The following is a 22,456-nucleotide window of genomic DNA, read 5'->3' on the forward strand; positions in this document are numbered from 1 at the left end:
AGTTTAAGATTTTACTGAAGTTTGCATTAATAAAGAATATACTACAGCTGATATATGCGCAACATATTGTGACGCTTGTGATTCATTTCCCTTGAAATCCTTAACAAATACCGCTAAGGTATAACTGATATTATTAGGCAGACATATATAGGCAACATCATTGTGAGCTGCAAGAACACCATTTTCATTAACATAACCTGAACCTGTCTTATGCGCTATAACAACCCCTTCTTTATCAAGAAGTGGAGCTGCTATCCTATCTACACCTGTTTTGCATTCTTTTAACGTATTCTTAATGAAACTTTGTTTCTCATCATCGATAAGACCTTCAGTAAACAAACGATTCATCAACATTGCAGCACCAAGAGGAGATGTATAGTTAGAGTAAGCCTTGTTATGGTCAGCCGACATTTCCTCTTCCGTATAAGCTATCTGAAAACTTGAACGAGGAATGAGTGTGGCTATAAAACTATCTGTTTGAGCGACATTAACCATATCCTTAAACATAAGGTTGCTTGCATTGTTGTCACTCTGAGTAAGAGTATAACGCAGCAAATCTCTCACTGTCAATGATATGACTGGCCCTGAATAATCTTTCAGCATAGGACTCCAAGTCTTTGGGTCAAGTTTATCCCTATTTATATTTACTAAGGTATCAAGTGAAATTCCTTTATTGTCAAAGTCATTACAAAGAGCTAATGCCTGATGAACCTTAAACACACTCATCATAGGATAAACACTCTTATTATTGACCTTAACCGTATCTCTGTTATTAACAATAACCGCCACACCAATTTCGCCAGGACAAGCTGAGACAATTTGAGAAATGCTATCAGTCAAAACATTTGTTAAAGGAGGATTTGCGCTATCTTTTGTCGCTGATTTATGGAACAATGAAAATACCAAGATGAAAATGCAAACTAAAGCTATACTCAAAACTACGATTTGTTTTTTTCTGTTTTTTTCCATGTTTATATTATTTATATTTGTTTGACGAGAATATCTTTATTTGCCGACAAAGGTACATAACTTTACGGAAAAATATGTTTCTAAAATATATAAATAGACAGCTGTGGGGAAAATGTGGGGAAAAATTAGATAATTAAAAAGGCTAAATGACTGGAAATAATCACTTAGCCTTTTAATCCGTACCCAGACCCGTACTTCGTAATTGCTGCGCCCATCATTCAAGACTGTCAAATCGGGTCTTTCCTGTCAAGCCAATGATGCCTATGCGTATGCCAAACACATGGATTACGGATTTCTCGTTCCGTGAACAAACACTTTATCCGCAACTCTGCTATGTGGTGTATTGGCTTAACTCCATTTCTATGGGCAACACTTTTGTTGCAGATTTCAAGCAGCTTTTATCGAAATACCCATCAGTAAGAACTCGTTTATTAGGCTTTCCTCATAATTGGGAACAAGAGCCTTTGTGGAGATAAAATAATTGCCCTGTTTCTTAAAAAGCACTGGGGCAAACCAGCTCCGTCTTTAATTGTTTCCAATAAATGGATTGTTTCAAGCCCCTATAGAAAGAGAACAAAAATTCCTGTGTGAAAATTAATCTACGACAAGGAGCAAGCAAGGAGCAATATCAAACAAAAATCAATACCTTTGCAGTACATATGAGATAGACCAAAACAAAAGTGGAATATCGGAAACGAATAGCAAGGAAAAGAGAAGAAACGACCCAAGTTGATGTCCTTTTTGAGTTAATAATCAATAAAAGCGTTAAATCTTCACCTTTTAGAATGTGCAATTAAAAATAACAACCATATTTCTGACTTATTATCTATAAAATATTGAGTAATAATCGGTTGTAAATACGCAGATTGTAGCGCACTAACCTCTGTAACCTTTCCAAATAGTGTTACGACAATTGGAAAGGGTGCTTTCGAAGATTGTAGCGCATTAACCTCTGTAACCTTTCCAAATAGTGTTACAGAAATTGGCGGCAGTGCTTTCTCAGGTTGTCGTAGTCTAAAGAATTTTACCTTTGGAAGTGGATTACAGAGTATCGGACAAGAAGCATTCTCTAACTGTACCAATATTACACAGATCTCAAGTGAGGCAGTCGTACCACCAATCTGCGATTCAGATGCTTTTTACCTCATTAACAAATCTAAATGTAAACTTATTGTTCCTAAGAATAGTCTTGACGCCTATAAACAAGCAGACCAATGGAAAGATTTTTTATTAATAGAGGGTAGTACTACTGGCATTACAAACACTGTTTATAATAAAGCAGGACTTGCTGATGTCTATACAATAGATGGAACAAAACGGCTAAGTAAAGCAAGCACTGACGAAATTAATGCTTTGCCTAAAGGTGTTTATATTGTCAATGGTAAAAAGATAATCATTAAATAATAGTCACATCGGTTTTCCTAAGCCACACCATATATTTTTACTTGTTGTATGTTCGTCTGACAAAGAAATAAGAATAAGAACAGAAACTTACAAGGAAAACTTCGATGGCTTATACAGAAAACCTTATTACTATACAGCAGCAAGTGAGCAATCATTTGCTGCTTTTTCATTTACTTTCTTGCAAATATCAATGCAAAGAGTTATATTTGCAAAAGAAAGGGAGAGTAATATAACGTGAGTTAAAGTATAAGAGGAGTTTAAGTAAAGTACGATTATGGTTTAGATTAGAGTATAGATAATGGTTAAGTTAAAGTATAAAGGTAGGAATATGAATGTAGCAATGATAATAGTATTTGCCTTGATTCTTTTCATTTATTAAGATGCTTTCGGACCATTAAAGAAAGGTAATACGCAATATTATGTTTCTTCTGGTATCGGTATCTGGGGAGGTAAATTCCGTATCAAGACAAGATCAGAATATGTAGTGGCAGATATTGAATAACATTAAATTTGATTATGAAAACAAAGACGGTTTTACACAGAATTCCCTTGTATGTGTTGGTGGGTTTAGTGCTATTTATGTTGGATAGCTGCTTCCCCAGCTTTAATTCTTCTGGGGAAGTCATGGCTTATCTTGAGAAAAATTATCCAGGGCAGCGTATTGTACTTTCTGATAAGTATGAAACAAATCGTGGCTTGTCAAAGGATATAAGAATTTGGACATTCACGTTGTCAGACTATCCTAAAGATACCTTTCATGTGGCAAGTTATATCAGCAGTGATCCGTTTCCGATGATGAAAAACCGGCATGGAATCGAAGATGACTTTGAGAAAGTAGTTATCCTGCGTCGGGCAAAAGAGTTTGAACACGGACCTATGAAGAAATTCGATGCACACACGCGACGTCTCTGGGCCCACTTTCCCGAGTTAGATTTCTCTCTAAAACCAGCCAGGTTAGAGCTGAGAACGGTTGATGATATCTGGCGTGCAAAGCATCTGATAGATGCTTTCGACCAGTTCCTTGGTGATGAGAGACTGACTGAGGAGGTTCAATATTATCTACGCATGTATATGCAAGGACCGTGTTATGACCTAAATCATGGTGGGAGTGTAGCGCCTTCGGATAATATAGTCATTGATAAATCTGGTAAGAAGAAGGGTTGCTATATTGAGCGTCGATTCTGTTTTGGCGTTAATCGACAGGAGTTATGTCAGCAGTTTTACAATGATGTGATGGAGTTTCATCAGGTAATGGACAGCTATGGTAATGGTGTTAATAAAGAGGTATATCAGGCATGGGCTGAGAACCAACTGAGACTCGTTAAGCCGTTGTTAGATCTCCCATCTGAGGAAAAACGTGATTCACTTCGTAAATTGTTAGGAGTTCGGGATGACTATACAGGCAGTATATTTATCGATACAGGAATGAAACCTTATATGCTTGTAACCTTATCGGAAAAGGAAGAGGGTTCTGGGGCTTACAATCTCTTCTTCACTTATCCACAATTGCATGCATTCTGCTTACGTAGCGGATTACAGGTACAAGGCACTGGCGATCATTTTAGAGTGAAAGGAGTAGATGGAAGACATTACGAGTTTTCGTCTCAGTTCTATAAAGAGAAGAAAGGCGCCATAGGCTGGGATGAAGATGTCTGCTATTTTCTACGAAATGGTCGTAAGGTTTTGGTCAAAGGCTTTTATACTCCATATGAATGTATTAGTGATGTCCTTGTACGCCAGATAACTGGACGGGACGTTAAAAAAATGGTTTTGAGTGGGCAGATATCTTTAAATGGGCAGACCTTTGGCAGAGGTCCTAACTAACGTGAGTCTAACGAGTTATAAGTCTCTGTTAATTTGGTGATTAGCAAAATCAGTTTTAAATTTAAGAAGCTAATATACAAATAGTTACAAATAAAGATTGCTATGATTACTGAGGACAAGGTTACAGAAATATTTTGTAGGGCAGATGACTTCTGCAAGTTTTTGATGTAATGACAGCCTTTACCTTTAACATGCACTACAAATATGCTATTTGAAAGACTGCATCAGTGGCATCAATACCTTTTCTTGCAGCTCTTTTCTATCAATAGTGGGGTACATCTCATCTCCTTTGATTTGAAATGAAGGTGTAAGACAAATAATGTAGACTCTGCCGTTTATAAAATATGGAACAGCATACAAGGGAGCCTCGCATTCTTCTATCATGAAATACTCCTTGTTGATGGTAGGAAAACTCCATCTCACCTCTGCAGACTCCAAGGCAACGATTGCTACTACATCTTTCTGTAGACTGTCTTTAAGCAGCCATACATCTTTTGTTGTAATCGAAAAAGGATGCTTAAGCCACTTAGCATCCAACCCCTTCACCACTGCTTTGATAAGCCATGTATTTGCTTTATCTTTCTGTAGACCAGTAAAAGCCTTACCTGTCCATCGAAGTTTATAAGTGTTTTCTACAGATATAATGCTGTAAGTTGGTGTAGACTTCTGCCCTTTGACGTTTTGTTGCAGTTGCTTATTCTGATTTTGTTGTGAATTATCTTTTGCCGACGATGATACCGTCTGCGCTGTACAATTACAAAATATGCAAACCAGACCTACGAAATATAATGCTAATCTTTTCATACTACTGTTATATTTTAAACCTAAACTGATTTGACATTGGAGTAATAGTTGGCTTTGGAGCTGCCTCAATCTCTATATATAACTTTCCTGCCTTTATCAATCTGTGAATAAATTAAGCGTAAAGATAGTTTTTCCACCTTATACAACATTTTTTTGTGCATTAATTATTCTTAATTATTAGTTTTCTTGAAGTTCTGAGAAAGAATGCTGAAAGTGATACTCCTTTATACACTAAAGGCACCTACGTTAGTCGATAATATTCCGCCTCTCTAAATTCTTACAGTACACATCGCACATATACTCATAGAAAAAGATCTATAGCTGCCATACTTCCACAACTTCTGTGAGAAGATGAACACAATTATGATTAATGCCAAAAATTAATGTTCAAACCTCAAAAATCAAAGTTATTCAATGTCAAAATTCATTACAAATTTTCGAACAAAAGGTTTAAAATAAAGGATGAAAGCACGTGTAAAAGGCGGATTTGTAACTAACAGTTAATCAGACTGTTATAAAATAGTAAAGTAAAAGGTGCTTAATTGGACTTCAAAAGGGCGTTAGTAAGAGTCTTAAAGGGCATCTTTTGCAAGCCAAAAGGGCGTTAATTGAAAGCCAATTAACGCCCTTATCGTATCGTGTATTTGAATAATCTTTACAAAGAAGCGGACTTTGGATTTTGAACATTAAACTTTGTGGTTTAAATATTGACCTTGCTTCTTATACTCAATGTGAAAGGCTGCATCAAAATAGATTGCTCTTACTTTGACACAGCCTTATTATCCTTTCATCCTTTTACCTTGGGTCGCTTCTAATACCTTGCAACCGTTTCTTAATCTTTACTTTATTGCGTTGCCCTTCTCATCTCGTCTTGATAGTGAGGCGACTTTTACTTCAAAGTCTGCGGTTGTGTTGTTGTCATCCACGTATTTCTTACCATCCCACTTTCTTACCAGCGCAAGGCCTGAAGAGATAGGGTAGTCGCTTTGTTTAAGGCCAGAGAATGAGTTGTCGGTAACGGCATTGTAGCCCCTGTCTAACTTGCTTGGACGCATTTGGAACATACGACGTGGACAGATGGTGATGCAGTCGATGACGCACTCTAAGGGTACTTCTATGGCATAGAAATCGCCGTGAGCACTACTGGTGACGGTGATGTAATGCAGATAACCTTTGCTATCCTTTGTTTCGGCATAGTTCTTCTTGAATTCCTCTGGTGTCCAAGGGAGTTTTATCAAGGCTATACCGTTGCTTTCAGACACACGAGAGAAGTCATAAGAAGGTCCGATATTACCGCTGACGTCGGTAGATGTGAGGATAGCACACATATCAGGTACGTTCGGATTGTTCTTCTGTCCGGGGTCGTAGTTGATGTTTGTCCATTCAAAGTCGGCTTTGCTCAAATCTAAGAAGGCATTTAGACCGCCATACATACTCAGGTCCTCGCCTTCTAATTCAGCCTCAAATTTAGCTTTGTGGTCGATGGCATATTTTGCAACAATGATAGTCTGACCCGGCTTCACAGGGTAGTCATTGCCCTTACCGGGGAAATAAGAGATACCCGATGCACCATAATATCGATTGACGAAATCGTCTTTTGGTGCGAACTGAATGGCTTTGCTTGGATCGATAGCATTGACACACAAGGCTAATCCGTCAAGATATTTCACCTCGTCCGTAGGGTTAAAGATGGTGATATACTGATCGTCATTGTACATCTGGTTCATATTCTTCATTCCCCACGCACGTACATCACGATACCAATAATGCCCAACATAGAACACTTCCTTGATAATCAAGTGGTCTAACTTTGTCTTAGAAGTGGATTGCTTCACAGGCATTTCATTACGCGTACAGCTGTTCAGCCCCAAAAGCATAAGGCTAAGAAGCAGGTACGCAGTTATCTTCTTTTTCATCATTTGTTTTCTTCTTTATATGTTTATATAATTATGAGCAGTGGGAGGGACGGTTGTCACGAAGGGAAAAGATTGTGAGTTACAGACGTCGTGTTACTTCCTTATCGTCGAGACCACCCACTCCCGCTGTCCATGTTACAGGAACCAGTTGCCGAAACCAGAGCCGCCACCAATGCCGTGGGTCTGTACATTCTGCGAAGCCTCCAATGCATCTAATGGTGACAGGCCTATCTCATGTCCTAAATAGAAGTAGAGAGGGTCGTTCGGGTCGATAGTTGTTGGGTCAGTATCAAAGCTACTGCAGAACACTTTGATAGGGATATTAAAGCGGAAAAGCTCCTTCCATTCTGAATCTGCCCCATACTCCTTTGGCTCGTCAGGGTTGTAAGCCTCAGAACAGATGAACGGACTGCGGAAGACATAGGTTGAATGGCGATTAAGATACTCGTCCTTCGGTATCAATGCCTTCTTTCCTTTCGGACATTTCATCACTCTTACAGACAGATAGAACTTTGGTAAGAGGTAAGACGGACGTGTATAACGGCCAGCCTCGCCTGTTGCTGGGTCCAAACGGCGTGTAATCTCTAATGGCCACTCTTGATGAAGCGCATCGTTTTCATCGGCATCAATATCGAAATTGAAGTGTCCCTTCAGTCCTACACGGTCTTGGTCGTAGGGAGCAACCGCCCAATCAGCATCCTCACGGGTCAACGGAGGGAGTAGACGTTGGTTGAACAACTCACGTGCTCCGTCAGCCATTGCGTTATGAATCCACGTGTCACGATAGGTATATTCAAATATCTTCGGAGTCAGTTCGGCACGTTCCTTCCACGTTGTTTTATTCGCAAAGAGTGGAGAAGGCACCGGTGTCGTGTCGACTGTACCGCCCTTCTTCCAGTCACCAAACTTGTTCTTCTTTGGTTTCCACGTACCACGGCAGTCCATCACCTCGTAAGGATTACCCTTATCGTCGACCTCACTCACCGTGAAGAATATCTGATATTCATCAGAGTGGTCGAGAATATCATCGTTCATCAGCTTTCCCTCCTTATCGAAGAAGTAGAGGCAGAGTCCCCAACGCTTCAGTTTTCCACCGATGATACGGATGTAATCGGGTCCAGTCTTACCATCGCTCTGTTCAAGATACGTCACCGTACTCTGGCGCTGTACCTCAACCGTAGGCCATTTTGCTGTATTGTTGCGAATGATAACGAACTCCTCCTGCTTCCAAGGGGCGTTATGATAAACGAAGTTACCGTGCATCATACCGTCACCGTGGGAGTGTCCCTCCTTAAACATAGCCAAGCAGGTAGCCCAACCATTGAAAGCTCCGTCTGGGTCGGGGTTATTCATCTGCTCAGAGACCTTAACTTTCGACAGACTATCTACATAACGGTCTGCACCGCTACGTGCTAATCCCTTACTTTCTAAGGGATTTTCGTTATAATCAACATGTACATTGCCAAACACAAAGTTGTCACATGAAGTGAAAACAGCGGCAACACATGATAATAAAAGAATGTTCTTGAATATCTTATTCATCTTCCCAATTCGTTTTTACATCAATACTACGTTATGTCTGTACTGTGTGAAGAAGTCTTGTGGCTGTGTCAGCATACGCCAGAGCTGTGCCTTGTTGGCAGCAGGATAGAATCGCTTCACATCCTCAAAACACTTGTCTTCACCGTCCTTGGTATTGGCTATCACACGAACAGACAGCGGATAGTCGATATCAAAGCTATCCCAACCCGGTTGTAACTGGTTGAAATCCCATAGGAAGCTATGTTCGCTATTGTTCGTATTGCAATACTTTGCAGGCTTTTCCGACTCTCCCACGTGCTGCTGTCCTTTGTTAAGAATGTGACAGATGCGCACCTGTAGTTGGAAAGCAATGTCTGATTTGTGGAACTGCATGATGCCCTTAAAGCCCAATCGGTCCATGTCTGAGCCGACGTCTAAGCTGCGTTTCTGATGCAGTAAACCCACAGTATGACCATAACGCTGGCGTGGTGCCTCTGTGTCTGGGTCGGTGAAGTCATCGTTATAAGCTTCTGTAAAAAGTTTTCCGAGTTCTTCTTCCACTGGATCCGTGTCACGATACTCGTAGGTAAAGACCTCTGGCGTAATCTTATTTAGCTCCATTGGATCAATAGTTTTGTAGAGATGATAGGTCTTTCCACCGAAGTTATAAGGCTGCAAAGCCTCTGGCTTTCCCGATACCTCAATCGACTTCCATGCCAACTCACTATCGAACGGCACCAAATTCTGTCCCAATGTGTAGCCATCAGGGACATAGATGTTAGAAGTTGAGAACTTTGTGGCAGCTTCCATTGCTCCACCTTTCTCCTTGAAGGTGTATCGGTCATAATAAGTAGGTAGTGAAGCCAACGAACGTGGGTATGCCATTTGCAATCCACGCACCTCCTGTCCACGCCCTGCAGAGCTACTATCTGCCACTGCTTTGTTCAAAGATGCGTTACCAATACCGAAGAAGTGCTGGTGAACAAGGAGTGTTGCGTTGTCTTCATCAGGAACGTTATAACCGTCCTTGTCCTTCATGAAGGGATAACCTGAGAACTGATGGTTGATGAGCATACCGTTTTGATCGTAGTACTTCAGCTCCAATCCATAGTAGATATCGTCCGAAGCAATCACATCAAAGCAGTCGCGCTCTGTCGTAATCGTCATCTGTCCGTCGTCATCTTTGGCAATATCAATCTCCTGCATGACTGGGATAGAGGTCGCACCACTGACAAGATGATAAGTGTTATAGGCTTGAATAGAGTCGTTTCCGTCTGGTCCAACACCAATCATCCCCCCCTTATAGCCCATTCTCAAGATGGCATGAACCGCATAAATCTGCTCATGTCCCTTCACATCTCGCTCAATAGAGGAAGGAGGAGCTTGTATAATCTTCTTGAAGAAATCGTCAACTTGGTCGTTAGAGCAACTTCCGAAGAGAAGTCCCACTGCTGCCGTGGCAAGTATGAGGCGTATGTCTTTATATAGTTTCATATTCTTTTTCAGCTAATTAGAACTTAAACAATGTACGTAAAGAGAAGTTTGATCCGCGCTCATGGGCGTAGTATCTGAAGCGGTCGGTGTACTCCTTATAGAGTGCGTTGAGGATGTTATCACCGACAATCATAAACTTCAACTCTCTATTCTGTGGTAACGCGATGCGGAACTCAGCCGTACCATTCAGTAGGAAATAGGCTGGTGGCGAGTCGGGAACAAGGTCTTTATCGGGATCAAAGCGGGTCTGCTTGGTCACGTAGATACCTGAGAGCGACAGCGACGAACGATACTTATGATTCTTCGTCAGCGGTAGGTCGTAGGTAGCTGATAGTCCGTAACGGTCTGATGGCATGAAAGGTAGCCAGTCGTTATGGGTCAGGTTGCGTGCAAACATCCATTCTCCCTTTCCGACAAAGGTCAGTCCTTGCAGCGGCTTCACGGTTGCTTCGATATCACCACCATAGAGTTTCACATCGTCTTGGTCGTAGATAAACTTCGGATACTTACCACTTGGATGGTTGTGGAAGCGGTCCTTACCTGTTCCGATGTGGTCGTAGATATAGCTATTGATACGCTGGAAGAAGACACTTGGCTCTACAGAGAACCATGTGTTCCTATACTTCGTACCTAACACGAGTTTATAACCACGCTCGCTGGCAAGATTCTTGTTGCCTACTACCCAATAGGAACCGTCTTGCAAGCCAATGGCATAGAGCTCGTTGATATCTGGTGGACGCCATGACCAACCGATATTCGCACGTGCATCCCACTTGTCACTGAACTGATAGTGGGTGGCAAGACTCATCGTGAAGTTACTATAGAGTTTGAAGTCGTCGTAGTAGGTGTAGTTGCTGAGGCTGCTATAGCCATTGACCGACAACACACGGAAGTCGTAACGCATACCGAGCGCGCACTGCAACTTGCCAAACTCTGCCTTATGAAGGAAATATCCACCCATCGACAGGGCTGCAAAGTTAGGAACAAAAGCTGGCTGCTTCGTACCCGGATAGTTGAAGTTCGTTTGGTAGGTATTAGAAAGACCAGCATCAGTTGTCATCTTCCATAGTTTCCATTTCGCTTGCCAAAGTACATCGAACTTATAGGTTTTCAGCATCAGGTCCTGCACTGGAATCCAACTCCATTGTGTCTTCTTTCGGTTTTCGAACTCTTGACGGAGATTCTCTTGGAAAGATAGCGTGAAATTGAGGTGATGGTTAGGATTAAGTTCCCATTTCAGTTCACCTTTCAACGTCACGTGTTGCGACTGCTGGAACGGCGGTTTGATTTCGTAAGAGAAGGGTTTAACGGTCTCTGGATCAGGGCGTCCGTATTCAAATCGCTTGATCAACTGTGACAAGTCGGATATCTTACTGGCGTAATAGATTCCGCTTCGCTGATAGTAGATACTTGAGAAGAGCGTTGCCGTGAGCTTCTTTCCTTGCCAACCGGCTAAGGCTGAGAAACTGATGGTGTTATATCCTGTGTTGTTCAGTACGTAGTCGGCTGTATGATAGTCGCCTCCTTTGGTGTACATTCCGTGAAGGCGCAGACCAAACTGCTTATAACCCGTCTCGATAGTACCCGATCCACTGAAGCCACGCGCATTGGTATCGTAACCCATGTTGACGTTTCCATTCAATTTAATCTTCTTGTTTTCGTAGGGTAGAGGGGCATCATTCAAGAGTACTACACCACCCATTGCACCGAAGCCATAGCGAATACACTCAGCACCTTTCACCACTTCAACCATGCTCGAACCTGTATAGTCAAGCTCTGGTGCGTGGTCGGCACCCCAACTCTGGCTCTCTAATCGTACTCCATTGTTCATCAAGAGGATACGACTACTGTGCATACCTTGAATAACAGGCTTTGCTATCGTATTTCCCGTACTGATAGAACTAACGCCAGGGATGGTCTCAAGGAGTTTTGCCAACGATGTAGCACCACCTTTTTCCAATGCTTCCTGACTGATAGCCGACGACTGTTGCAAGACGGTCGTGTGCCGTTTCTGTGCGGTGACGGTGACATTATCTAATTGCTTGGAATCATCCTTCAACTGTAAGGTTATCATGTGGTTGTCGGGAACGTTAACAACACGTGTCACGGTCTTATAACCTACGTAGGTAACCGTCAGTTTCAAGCGGTCGGCAGCACGCTTGAGTTTAATCGTACACCTACCGTCGATGTCTGTCACCGAGGGATTTGAAACACCTTCGCAGCGTACGACAGCACCGATGAGCGGCTCTTGTGACAGTTCGGAAACAACCCGAACGGTTACAGATGTTTTGACATCTTTATCCTCATCCTCCACTGTCTCCTGTCCATGTACAGACGTAGCATGGACGTAGGTGGGTGGGAATAAGAACAAAGAACTTAAGAGAGTGGCGGACAGGTAGTATCTGACACGCCTTTCATAGTTCATTTTTAATTTGTTCATATATACTTAGATTACAAATGGTTTTTAATTAATAGACACAATTCCCCCCAACCTTCACAGCGGAGGAAACGAATCTATAAGGGTTTACTCAGGCTTCAGATCAAGTTGCAGGTGTCTGCAAATGAAGTCAGCCTTGTATTTTCATTTTTTACGATTTACGGCTGCAAAAGTAGAAAAAAAATATACATCGCACAATACTTACTTTTAGTGAATTTGCATAATCCCCATTTCTTGGTAGGTGAAACATAGCCTCCTCTTTCGTCCTAACAATCCATTTTGTAAGAATAAAGTCACGCCTCGTTTTTTATACATGCTCTTTAGCCTTCGAATTAACGCCCTTTTGACTTGTAAAAGGTGCCCTTTAAGCCCCTTACTAACGCCCTTTTGAAGTCCAATTAAGCACCTTTTGAAACTCGCCTTTGCAACTACTTGATTACAAAAGACTTATAGAGGCACTAAAATTACTCGTTTTTAATCCTTTTCCCTACTATTTCTTTAACTATAATGTAAAATAAATTCAAAAGATAACTACGAATTTCTCTAATCTCGCGAATCCTTTTTATCCTTTGAACTCATTTTCCTTTGAACTTTGAACATTGAACATTGAACTTTTTGATTTGTGCTTTAACCCTTGTACTATATCGGTAATCATAATTATGAATTCTGAATTATAGTAGTAATCATAATTATGAATTCTGAATTCTGAATTATGGAATTATTAAAAAAAGTTTTGTATATTTGCCTTTGATTTATAGAGGAGTCGTAGTTAAGTCTACATAAAACAGATGAAAAGAACAAAGACATACAGCATAATTACGGGGTGGGTAGCTTGTCTACTCCTTCTGATGCTTGCTGCCTGTAATGTTCCACACGTACAAGAAGTTGACGAGTTAAATGACAAGGCATATGCCTTGCACTATCGTAATCTCGACTCCGTGAGAATCTATGCGGATAAAGCCTACGGTCTGGCAGGAAGCTATGACGCAGGAAAGGCGGAGGCATTAAACAATCTTGCTTTCGTTGACTTGATGAAGATGCGCTTTACAGAAGCCTATGCTAAACTCGATTCTGTCCTCAAAATCACTGATAACCAAGTGGAACTCTTGGTGGCTGACATTCAGTTTATGCGTCTATGTCAACGAGAGTCGCTCAATAAGGAGTTCTATGACTACTATGAAAAAGCACAAAAACGAATTCATCGTATTGAAGAAGATGAGAAACTACTCTCTCCTCGGCAACGTCGTCGCATGGTTTATGCGCGCTCAGAGTTTGCCATTGTCACTTCGACATACTACTATTACGTAGGTTTGGAGCAGCCTTCTATCAAGGCAATCAGCCAGATTAATCCCGATGGAGAGATACAAACCGACATGGCTCAGCTCTTGGCTTATTACTATAACATCGGGTCGGGTGGTATTATCAATACCAATTCGCAGAAAGCCATAGAGCAGAAAGAGTTTGAGTATCTCATACGTTGTTATATGCTTGCACGCCAGCACAACTTCCCTTATTGGGAGGCAAACTCCTTGCAGGCGATCAGTGAGTTGATTCTGAACGATAAGAGTCGAGCAACACTGATGCATGATAACCTACCTTCGTTCCAATATATCAACCTTGATAATATGCCTGAGCAACTCCTTGCAGGTAACTTAGCACAGCGATCACTGCATATCTTCCAACGTTATGGAGATGTTTATCAGACGGCAGGTTGCTATCGTACCTTGGCTTCATGCTATTGGAAGATAAAGGATTACCGCTCGGCTATCATCTGTCTGAACAAGGCTTTGCACGATAACCCAGCTATCAAGCAGGCACCCGACCTCGTTGCGTCTATCCGCGAACAGTTGAGTGTTACGTATTCGGCTATAAATAATAAGCAACAAAGTGATTATAACCGTAACATCTACCTTGATCTACAGGACGAAACTCGACAAGACAGATACCTTACATCACGTGCTGAACAATTAGAGCGTACCTCAAAACAGCTGAATCTTATTATCATTGCTGTGGCACTCTCTATCTTCTTCGTGTTGGCTTCACTGGTCCTCTTCCATTATCTTCGTCGAAGAAAAGATACACAGGGTTCGTTAGACGACCTCCTTCTTCCGCTTGAACAGTGGCGTCATAACAATGAAAAGCACATGGCAGAACTGGCTGATAAGTATGAAGAGGTGTCTGAACAACTTGTTATCAATAAGTTACATCTTACGGATAATAAGCGTAAACACCTTGAACAACGGGCTAAGATTTCGCTTGTCAATGGTGTTATCCCACTCATCGACCGTATGTTACATGAGATTGAGAAGCTCAAGAAGGGTGGCGAAAGTGATGCTGTGCAGGCAGAACGTTATACTTATATCCGTGAGTTGACCGATAAGATTAACGAACTAAACGCTGTTCTCACAGAGTGGATTCAGCTTAGACAAGGTAAACTGTCGCTGCATATTGAGAGTTTCCCTATACAACAGGTATTTGATATTGTGAAGAAAGGACGCATGGGCTTCCATATGAAGGGTATCGACCTACGTGTAGAAGACACGAAAGCTGTTGTCAAAGCCGACCGCGTTCTGACGCTTTTCATGGTGAATACATTGGCTGATAATGCTCGTAAATTTACTGAAAAAGGCGGAAAGGTGACCATTTCATCTATTGAAGAGCCTGACTATGTTGAGATATCTGTTGCCGATACGGGCTGCGGACTCACTGAAGAAGAACAACAACACATCTTCGATCACAAGCCAATCCATGACCAGAAAGACAGTGCTTCGCATGGTTTTGGATTGATGAATTGTAATGGTATCATCAATAAATACAAGAAGATTAGTCAGATATTCTCTGTTTGTGAGATGGGTGTAGAGAGCGAGAAGGACAAGGGAAGTCGTTTCTTCTTCCGCTTGCCAAAGGGTATCAGTCGTGTCTTGTTGGCTTTCGTCCTCGCTACAGCCTCCCTCCTGACGGCTCAGGCACGTCCTACAAGAGCCAGCGACAAGGCTACTGCCCTTGCAAAGAAGGACTATAACACCCTTGCTGGCATCTATGCAGACTCGGCTTACTTCTCAAATATCAATGGTTCCTATAGTAAGACATTGGCTTATGCAGACACATGTCGTTACTATCTGAACCTCCATTACCTCCAACTTCGCCCTAAAGGCAAGGACTTGATGAAGCAACTTGGAAGCCTTTCTATCGTTCCTGCGGAGATTAAGTGGTATCATGATAGTCTGCCGATGAACTATGGTATCATCCTCGACATACGTAATGAGAGTGCTGTGGCAGCATTGGCACTGCACGAATGGGAGGTTTATAAATACAATAACTCTGTTTATACCCACCTCTTTAAGGAGCGTTATGCCGACAACTCATTGGGCGAATACTGTCGCATGATGATGAAGTCGGAGACGAATAAGAATGTGGCTGTTGCCCTTCTTGTGCTTTTCCTGCTCTCAATCTTCCCTGTTTATTACGTGATGTATTATCGTCATCGTCTCTCTTATCAGTTCTGTTTGGAGCGTGTGAAGCAGATAAACACGATTCTTCTCAGTGATGTGAGCGAAGAAAACAAGCTTAGAGAGGTTGAGAAAGGGGTGAGCGACAGATTCCCAGAACGATTACTTGCTATCGTCAACCAGATTAAGGAGGCACTAATTGCCTCTGTTGAGGAGAATCAAAAGAGCCAATCAGACATAGAAATGCTCGAAGATGAGGTGCGTTGTGTGGAATATGAGAACGAGCGTTTGCACATTAGTAACAGCATTCTTGATAACTGTCTCTCAACACTCAAGCATGAAACGATGTACTATCCTTCACGTATTCGCCAGCTTGTAGACGAACCTGATGGTCAACTTGAGGCGATTGACGAGTTGGCAATCTACTATAAAGAACTCTATCAGATTCTTAGTCAGCAGGCAATGAGCCAAGTAGAATCCGTGAAACTCGTGTCGCGCCCAGTGGATATCACGACATTGGTGAGTCCATCGAAGCTGACAACAACCTTCGAGTCACCACTCATCAGTGGCGACCCTGTCTTCCTTGCTTATTTATTTGATATACTATATCTTATCAATAACAACCAACCACTGACGGTCACAGCCGAAGAGCATCAGCCTGGTTACGTCACCCTACATGTCATCATGTCGACACTGACACTCTCTGATGACGTTTGTCACGACCTTTTCCAGCCTTCTGCCGACCGTTTGATGTTCTTTATCTGCCGACAGATAGCCCGCGACAATGGTGAATCTACCAATAAGCGTGGCTGTGGTATCTCAGCGAATGCGACACCAAATGGCGTGAGAATAGATGTGGTTTTGGCAAAAGCAAATTAAGAAACATAACAAAACAAAATATACCTATGGAGAATTTTAGAGTCATCATCGTTGAAGACGTACCCTTAGAGTTAAAAGGAACGGAGGGTATCTTCCGAAACGAAATACCTGAAGCCGAGATTATTGGAACAGCAGAAAGCGAAGTTGCCTACTGGAAACTCATTAAGCAAAACCTGCCCGACCTCGTGCTTCTCGACCTTGGATTGGGTGGTTCAACAACGGTGGGAGTAGAAATCTGCCGCCAAACAAAACAGACTTATCCACACGTAAAGGTGCTTATCTTTACGGGTGAGATATTGAATGAAAAACTATGGGTCGACGTCCTCGATGCTGGTGCTGATGGTATCTGCCTTAAGAGTGGCGAACTATTGACACGTGGCGACGTGGCAAGTGTCATGTCGGGCAAGCGAATGGTATTCAATCAGCCTATCCTCGAAAAGATTGTAGGCAGATTCAAGATGAGCGTGAGCGGTCAGCTGATGCACCAAGAAGCAATGGTTAGCTACGAGATTGACGAGTATGATGAGCGCTTCCTTCGCCACCTTGCACTCGGTTATACCAAGGAGCAGATTACCAACCTACGTGGTATGCCATTCGGTGTAAAGAGCTTGGAGAAACGACAGAACGAACTCGTACAGAAGTTCTTCCCTGATGGTAACAATGGTATGAGTGTCAACGCAACGCGTCTTGTTGTACGTGCATTAGAACTACGTATTATCGATATCGACAACCTCCACGCTGATGAGGAATAAGTTAGGTTATATAGTCTTAGTGCTTCTCATAGCCCAGTTAGCACTGATACTGCTCTCATGGCTTCTTACGGCAGCTTTCCCCGAGCTCCCGATGCGATCTGTGCTGAGCAGTGAGGGCATCCGTTGGTTCTTTGGCTCCTTTGTCAGCAACCAACTTTCACCACTGCTTATCTACTTTATTATGGCAGTGATGGCAGCAGGTGCGTGCATTCGCAGTCGCCTTTATACTGCATTACGTGCGATGCTATCAAACGTGAGAAGCAGCCTAACAAACTCATCTAACAATCGTTACAGATTCCATTACCGTGAGAAGGCTGGTCTTCGCGTGGCATTAGTCGAGTTTATCGCCTATGTGATTATCATGATTCTTCTCACAGCTATCCCCCACGCAATTCTCCTGAGCGTGACAGGACAGCTATTCCCCAGTTCCTTCTCCTCCAGTTTCATCCCCTCATTATCACTGATTATCATCATCATGTCACTAACCTACGGTGTGGCAAGTGGTACGATAGACAGTGTTGCAAAGATGCACAAGATTCTTGTAGGCGGTTTAGAGGTCGGCTCAAGACTGGTTCCCACCTATCTTATCGGCATACAATTGTATATGTCAATCATATATGTGTTTATCCTATAGTCTCAACGTATATCAATATAGGTTTGTAAACAGCCTCTCACCCATACTTAGAGTAGCTCTGTGTGAGATTTAAATCAAGTAGTAGGATTAGAAATATATTTACAAAATAGATAAGGAGGGGGCTGGGAATTGAGCTAAAAACAAGTAAATTTGTTACCTCCGTAAGTGTTTTGTTATCAAGTGGTTGCAAAGGTGGTTTCCAAAAGGTGCTTAATAGGACTTCAAAAAGGCGTTAGTAAGAGGCATAAAGGGCACCTTTTGCAAGCCAAAAGGGTGTTAATTCGAGTGCTATTTACGCCCTTTTAAAACTCGAGATTAGAATTTTCTTTACAATGAAGACTGTGTGGTAAAGGATAATTCATCGGATTATACGATGGCAGATGAGGTAGAGGGAAAGGGGATATGAAGTTTGTTCTTCTAAGATTTGGGCTGATGAACGAATTAGCTTGTCAACTCATAAACTTGTCAACTCGTCAACCTGTCAACTCGTCAACTACAAATTATCGCTACAATTAACTGGTCAACTCGTCAACTACCCATATCATAAAGTTCAATGTTCAAACCTCAAAGTTCAAAGGTAAAATGAGCGATTGGGGGTTAACGGAAGAACCGATTTTCTGGGTATATCCGTAATCATTATATGCTCAGGACACGCTTTTCCATGTATGCCGATAAAAAAGCAAATTCACCTCAAATTATTTTTGCTGTCATTACTGTCATTTAAAGTCGAAGCTTAACTAATTAGCTTACAATGGGGTTACATGAAATGTTAAAAGTGACAGCAAATCAAAACAAAACTATTCTTGTAAGATGTATAACGGTTTTGCTCTTGTTAGGGAGTTTTATAACTCCATAGAATAGAAGTACTTTCACCTACAAATTAGGCTGGATAACTGTTTATTAACACCCTCTATTACCCATATCTTCTCAAAAAATATTAAATAAATGAGTGAAAAGATTGTTAATTGGGATATTATTTATAATTTTGCAATAATTATAGAATTAGAAGGTGAAAAGATTGAATAGCCCAGAGTAACAAAGTGTTGATTCTTGTCGTGTTAGGGATAAGATTATAAACACATAACCACTCCTTTCTGTCTTATTTTTTTATAACCCACATCATTGCGGGTCAAGTGAATTATATTGAAAATGAAAACAATAGAAACAAGAAAACTAAATTATCTTAGGCCGACTATTTCGGTATGTAACATTTTGGAGGAAAGCTTTATTTTAGCTGCGAGCCCTACAGTACGCCCTGGAGGAGATAATAATGGTTCTGTCACCGTAGAGCCTCTTGTACCAGATCATGGCGATGATGATGACGAGTTAGTTGGATAATTAAATATAGAAAAGATAAGAATAAAGAATAATGAAGAAGACATTTTTCTATCATGCACTCTCGGCCTTGTTTGTAGGTAGCATGGCATTCTCTGCAGTATCTTGTGCAGATGATGATTTGGCTGAGAAGACCAACAATGGTGACACGGAAGCTGTTGTTCGCTTTGACGTAAGCGATTCACAGGAAGATGCTCAGACGCGTGGTGCATTAACTCGTGGTGCAATTACTCCTGGTTTGACTGACAAAGACCTTGGCGGTCAGAAGTTAGCCGTACAGAGTTCAGAGAATCTTGACGTATGTTTGATTGAGACAACCGTAGAGGGTGTTAACCCTGTAAAGCTCGAACCGGGTACACGTGCGAATATAACTACATTAGAAAAGCTTACCGACTTCTCATCCACTGGTGTTCGTGGTACTGCAGCAAATGCTATTGACAAAGAGTGGTTTAACGAGGAGAAAACAAGGAATAATGGTATACTCTATAATACAAGATCTTGGTCTTGGCTTCAGCCTCACGGCCGTTTCTATGCTGTCTACCCAGAAAGCACAAACGGCAGCAATGGTATTAAGTTTACTAAACCAAACGGAACAGCTGCGCCAAGTATTGAATTTACTGTAAATACTGACGTGAGAAAGCAGGTAGACCTTATGACTGCTTGCTCTGGTAACGTACAGTATGCTACACGTTTCCAAGCACCAATAACTAATCTTCAGTTCCGTCATGCTTTGACAGCTATTCGTTTTGCTGTGGGACAGAACCTTTCGTTCAATAAGACAATCAAGGACATCACACTCAAGAACGTATTGATTAAGAGTAAGTACACACTCTCTAATAATCTCAACGGAGCTGGTGCTGCATGGGATCATAGCGGATACAATACACGTGGAAATGTGACTCTTAGCAACGTGAATTATAATACAAACGAAAACCCTAACAGCATTGTTAGAAACAGAAGCCAGTATGTTAATTCAAATGTAACTGACCTTACACAGTTGCGTGACAACTACACCTTCTATATGATTCCACAGGACCTTGATAACAAGGTTACTGCTGAGGTTCTCTTTACTGATGGTAGTAAAATTACCGTACCTCTTAAAGGCTCTTGGAAGGCGGGTACAACACGTACTTATAAGTTGAGCGAGAAGAACTCTTCATGGACTTATACTATCACAGCGACAAGTCCTAATGCTGTTGCCTACAATGGTACACAGGCTAATTATAAGATTGAGAGCTACCGCGAGGTAAATGGTACTAAGCAGCCTGTTGCTTGGAAGGTTGTTGGCTACAGCGTTGACAACGGTACTTCATGGACAACTACCAAGCCATCATGGTTGAAGAGCCTTAGCAAGGAGCAAAGCAATGGTGGTACAGTAGATGAACAGGGTACAGCAACCTTGGGTACTGACATTGTAGACCTCGTAGCAGAGCGTAATAAGACTCTTCAGAATGCTGCGCCATTGGGTACAGCCACTGCACCTTATAACCTCTCAAATACTACTGGTGCTGCAGCCGTACAGAACACAGCTAACAGCTATCTTATCTCTGCACCAGGACATTATATGATACCATTAGTATATGGTAATGCTATTAAGAATGGTCAGACCAATAGCAGTGCATATCAAAAGGGAAGCAATGCTAATAATACGCTTAAAAATTTTGTTGACCAAGATGGTAATGCAATTACCGACCCTTGGATAGAAAAGACTAACAATGGAGCCAATAGAGGTATTGATTTGGCTTGGACTATATGGTCTGACGAAAAAGATCTTGTTAAGTTAGCTTCTAACAACGGTCTCTACCGTGCTGCAGACGGAAATCTCTATATAAAGTTTGAGGTGACAAAAGAAAACATCAAGAGTGGTAACGCTGTTGTAGCTGTTAGAAGAAGTTGGCAGACACAAAGGCAAGAACAACGACAACAAGGACGTAAAAAAGTATGGGTCACCGTTACTGAAACTCATCAACAAACCCTTTGGTCTTGGCATTTGTGGTTTGCACCAAAGAATGCACTCGACAAGATTACAGTTACCAATAAGCAAGGAAACAAGTACGACTTCACCAATGAGGCATTGGGTTGGAAACCTACTGCATGGAAGGGTACATCTTATTCTACTCCACGTACTGTAAAGGTAAAGGTTGAGCAGACACTGGGTAATAACGGTGATAAGCAGTCTGCAGTAATTACCATTACACAGAAACCAGCTACTACCACAAGAACTGGTTATACAACATTGTATCAGTGGGGTCGCAAGGATGCTTTCCCTGGTACAACTGCTACACTTGCTGTCAACACCATCAACTGGAATGCTGGAAGTGAAATGTATATGCAAACTATCCTCCAGAACCCACAAAACTATTTCACAGCGGGATATAAAGGCAACGTTCTGGATGCTGCAACAGGATTTGCAAAGTACTATACATTCTATAACTTGTGGTCAATGAATAATACTTCAGCGTATGCCGAAAACCAAGCAAACAGCCAGACTGTTGTTAAGACTATTTACGACCCATCTCCTGTTGGCTTCAGTGTACCTGCTAATGATGCATTCACAGGCTTTACAGAGAATGGTTTGAATGGTGGAAGAATAAATGTGGATGGTACAGATAATGCACAGACATATAATAACAACTTTGGTCATAATTTCTGGACCAATAGTAGCAAGACTGAAACCATCTTCTTCCCTGCTGCAGGATTTAGAGAAGCAAGAAACGGAAGTACTTTGAGCTATTATAGTAAGTTTGGTGATTACTGGACAGCTACCCCTAACGACAACCACAACGGTAATGTTATGGGCTTCGATGTCAACTTAGTTCACCCCCTTTACCGCAACATCCGTGCGTTCGGCTTCGCAGTTCGCCCAGCTGCTGAGAAATAAAGCGAAGGCTACATAGCAAGCAGCGTAACGCTGTATTTACTATAGTTTACTTGTGTAGGCTGTATCAAATTAGGAGCAATCCTATTTTGATGCAGCCTTTTTTTGTTGTACAGGGAAACTGGTATATTTCATAATTATGGATTTTGAACTATGAATT

The 22,456-nt window shown here is 41.8% G+C and carries 13 protein-coding genes and 1 pseudogene; 8 read left to right on the top strand and 6 right to left on the bottom strand.

The window, feature by feature from the left end:
• Positions 1 to 3 precede the first annotated feature (3 nt).
• Complete coding sequence (locus tag HMPREF1505_RS05940; RefSeq protein ID WP_004339683.1) at positions 4 to 969, bottom strand: CfxA family broad-spectrum class A beta-lactamase; 966 nt, start codon at positions 967 to 969, stop codon at positions 4 to 6.
• An 846-nt stretch (positions 970 to 1,815) separates the two neighbouring features.
• Between HMPREF1505_RS05940 and HMPREF1505_RS12885 the strand changes: the two genes are divergently transcribed.
• From HMPREF1505_RS12885 to HMPREF1505_RS05950, 3 genes and pseudogenes are all read left to right on the top strand, one after another.
• The gene (locus tag HMPREF1505_RS12885) at positions 1,816 to 2,373 is read left to right on the top strand and encodes a leucine-rich repeat domain-containing protein (RefSeq protein WP_255326825.1); all 558 of its coding nucleotides are present in this window, start codon (positions 1,816 to 1,818) and stop codon (positions 2,371 to 2,373) included.
• A gap of 379 nt (positions 2,374 to 2,752) precedes the next feature.
• Positions 2,753 to 2,875, top strand: a pseudogene (locus HMPREF1505_RS13490) (metallophosphoesterase); the annotation flags it as partial.
• 14 nt (positions 2,876 to 2,889) lie between these two features.
• Positions 2,890 to 4,197: a hypothetical protein gene (locus HMPREF1505_RS05950; RefSeq protein ID WP_231480355.1), complete on the top strand. Its 1,308-nt coding sequence runs from the start codon at positions 2,890 to 2,892 to the stop codon at positions 4,195 to 4,197.
• A 207-nt stretch (positions 4,198 to 4,404) separates the two neighbouring features.
• Here HMPREF1505_RS05950 and HMPREF1505_RS05955 read toward each other — a convergent pair whose 3' ends face one another.
• The 5 genes from HMPREF1505_RS05955 to HMPREF1505_RS05975 all read right to left on the bottom strand — a co-directional run bounded on the left by HMPREF1505_RS05955 (position 4,405) and on the right by HMPREF1505_RS05975 (position 12,372).
• Positions 4,405 to 5,001: a hypothetical protein gene (locus tag HMPREF1505_RS05955; protein ID WP_036923712.1), complete on the bottom strand. Its 597-nt coding sequence runs from the start codon at positions 4,999 to 5,001 to the stop codon at positions 4,405 to 4,407.
• Between the two features lie 839 nt (positions 5,002 to 5,840).
• A complete protein-coding gene (locus HMPREF1505_RS05960; protein ID WP_036923713.1) occupies positions 5,841 to 6,920 on the bottom strand; it encodes a DUF4876 domain-containing protein in 1,080 nt (359 codons plus the stop codon).
• A gap of 132 nt (positions 6,921 to 7,052) precedes the next feature.
• Complete coding sequence (locus HMPREF1505_RS05965; RefSeq protein WP_036923714.1) at positions 7,053 to 8,459, bottom strand: hypothetical protein; 1,407 nt, start codon at positions 8,457 to 8,459, stop codon at positions 7,053 to 7,055.
• 15 nt (positions 8,460 to 8,474) lie between these two features.
• Positions 8,475 to 9,932 carry a hypothetical protein gene (locus tag HMPREF1505_RS05970; RefSeq protein ID WP_036923715.1) on the bottom strand — a complete coding sequence of 486 codons (1,458 nt, stop codon included), beginning with the start codon at positions 9,930 to 9,932 and terminating at the stop codon, positions 8,475 to 8,477.
• A 16-nt stretch (positions 9,933 to 9,948) separates the two neighbouring features.
• Positions 9,949 to 12,372: a TonB-dependent receptor gene (locus tag HMPREF1505_RS05975; protein WP_197017501.1), complete on the bottom strand. Its 2,424-nt coding sequence runs from the start codon at positions 12,370 to 12,372 to the stop codon at positions 9,949 to 9,951.
• Between the two features lie 785 nt (positions 12,373 to 13,157).
• Here HMPREF1505_RS05975 and HMPREF1505_RS05980 point away from each other — a divergent pair.
• From HMPREF1505_RS05980 to HMPREF1505_RS06000, 5 genes are all read left to right on the top strand, one after another.
• Positions 13,158 to 16,697, top strand: coding sequence for a DUF5112 domain-containing protein (locus tag HMPREF1505_RS05980; RefSeq protein ID WP_036923717.1), 3,540 nt, complete (start codon positions 13,158 to 13,160; stop codon positions 16,695 to 16,697).
• Between the two features lie 26 nt (positions 16,698 to 16,723).
• Entirely contained in the window at positions 16,724 to 17,449 is a 726-nt protein-coding gene (locus tag HMPREF1505_RS05985; RefSeq protein WP_004360606.1) for a DUF5932 domain-containing protein, read from the top strand.
• Positions 17,439 to 18,083 (top strand): hypothetical protein, encoded by a 645-nt coding sequence (locus HMPREF1505_RS05990; protein WP_036923718.1) that lies wholly within the window; start codon positions 17,439 to 17,441, stop codon positions 18,081 to 18,083. Before HMPREF1505_RS05985 ends, HMPREF1505_RS05990 begins: the two co-directional genes overlap by 11 nt.
• Positions 18,084 to 19,232: 1,149 nt before the next feature.
• Entirely contained in the window at positions 19,233 to 19,421 is a 189-nt protein-coding gene (locus tag HMPREF1505_RS05995) for a hypothetical protein (RefSeq protein WP_036923719.1), read from the top strand.
• A gap of 31 nt (positions 19,422 to 19,452) precedes the next feature.
• The gene (locus HMPREF1505_RS06000; RefSeq protein ID WP_036923720.1) at positions 19,453 to 22,299 is read left to right on the top strand and encodes a hypothetical protein; all 2,847 of its coding nucleotides are present in this window, start codon (positions 19,453 to 19,455) and stop codon (positions 22,297 to 22,299) included.
• Positions 22,300 to 22,456: the final 157 nt, after the last annotated feature.

The organism is Prevotella sp. ICM33 (assembly GCF_000517825.1).
Classification (GTDB): Bacteria; Bacteroidota; Bacteroidia; order Bacteroidales; family Bacteroidaceae; genus Prevotella; species Prevotella melaninogenica.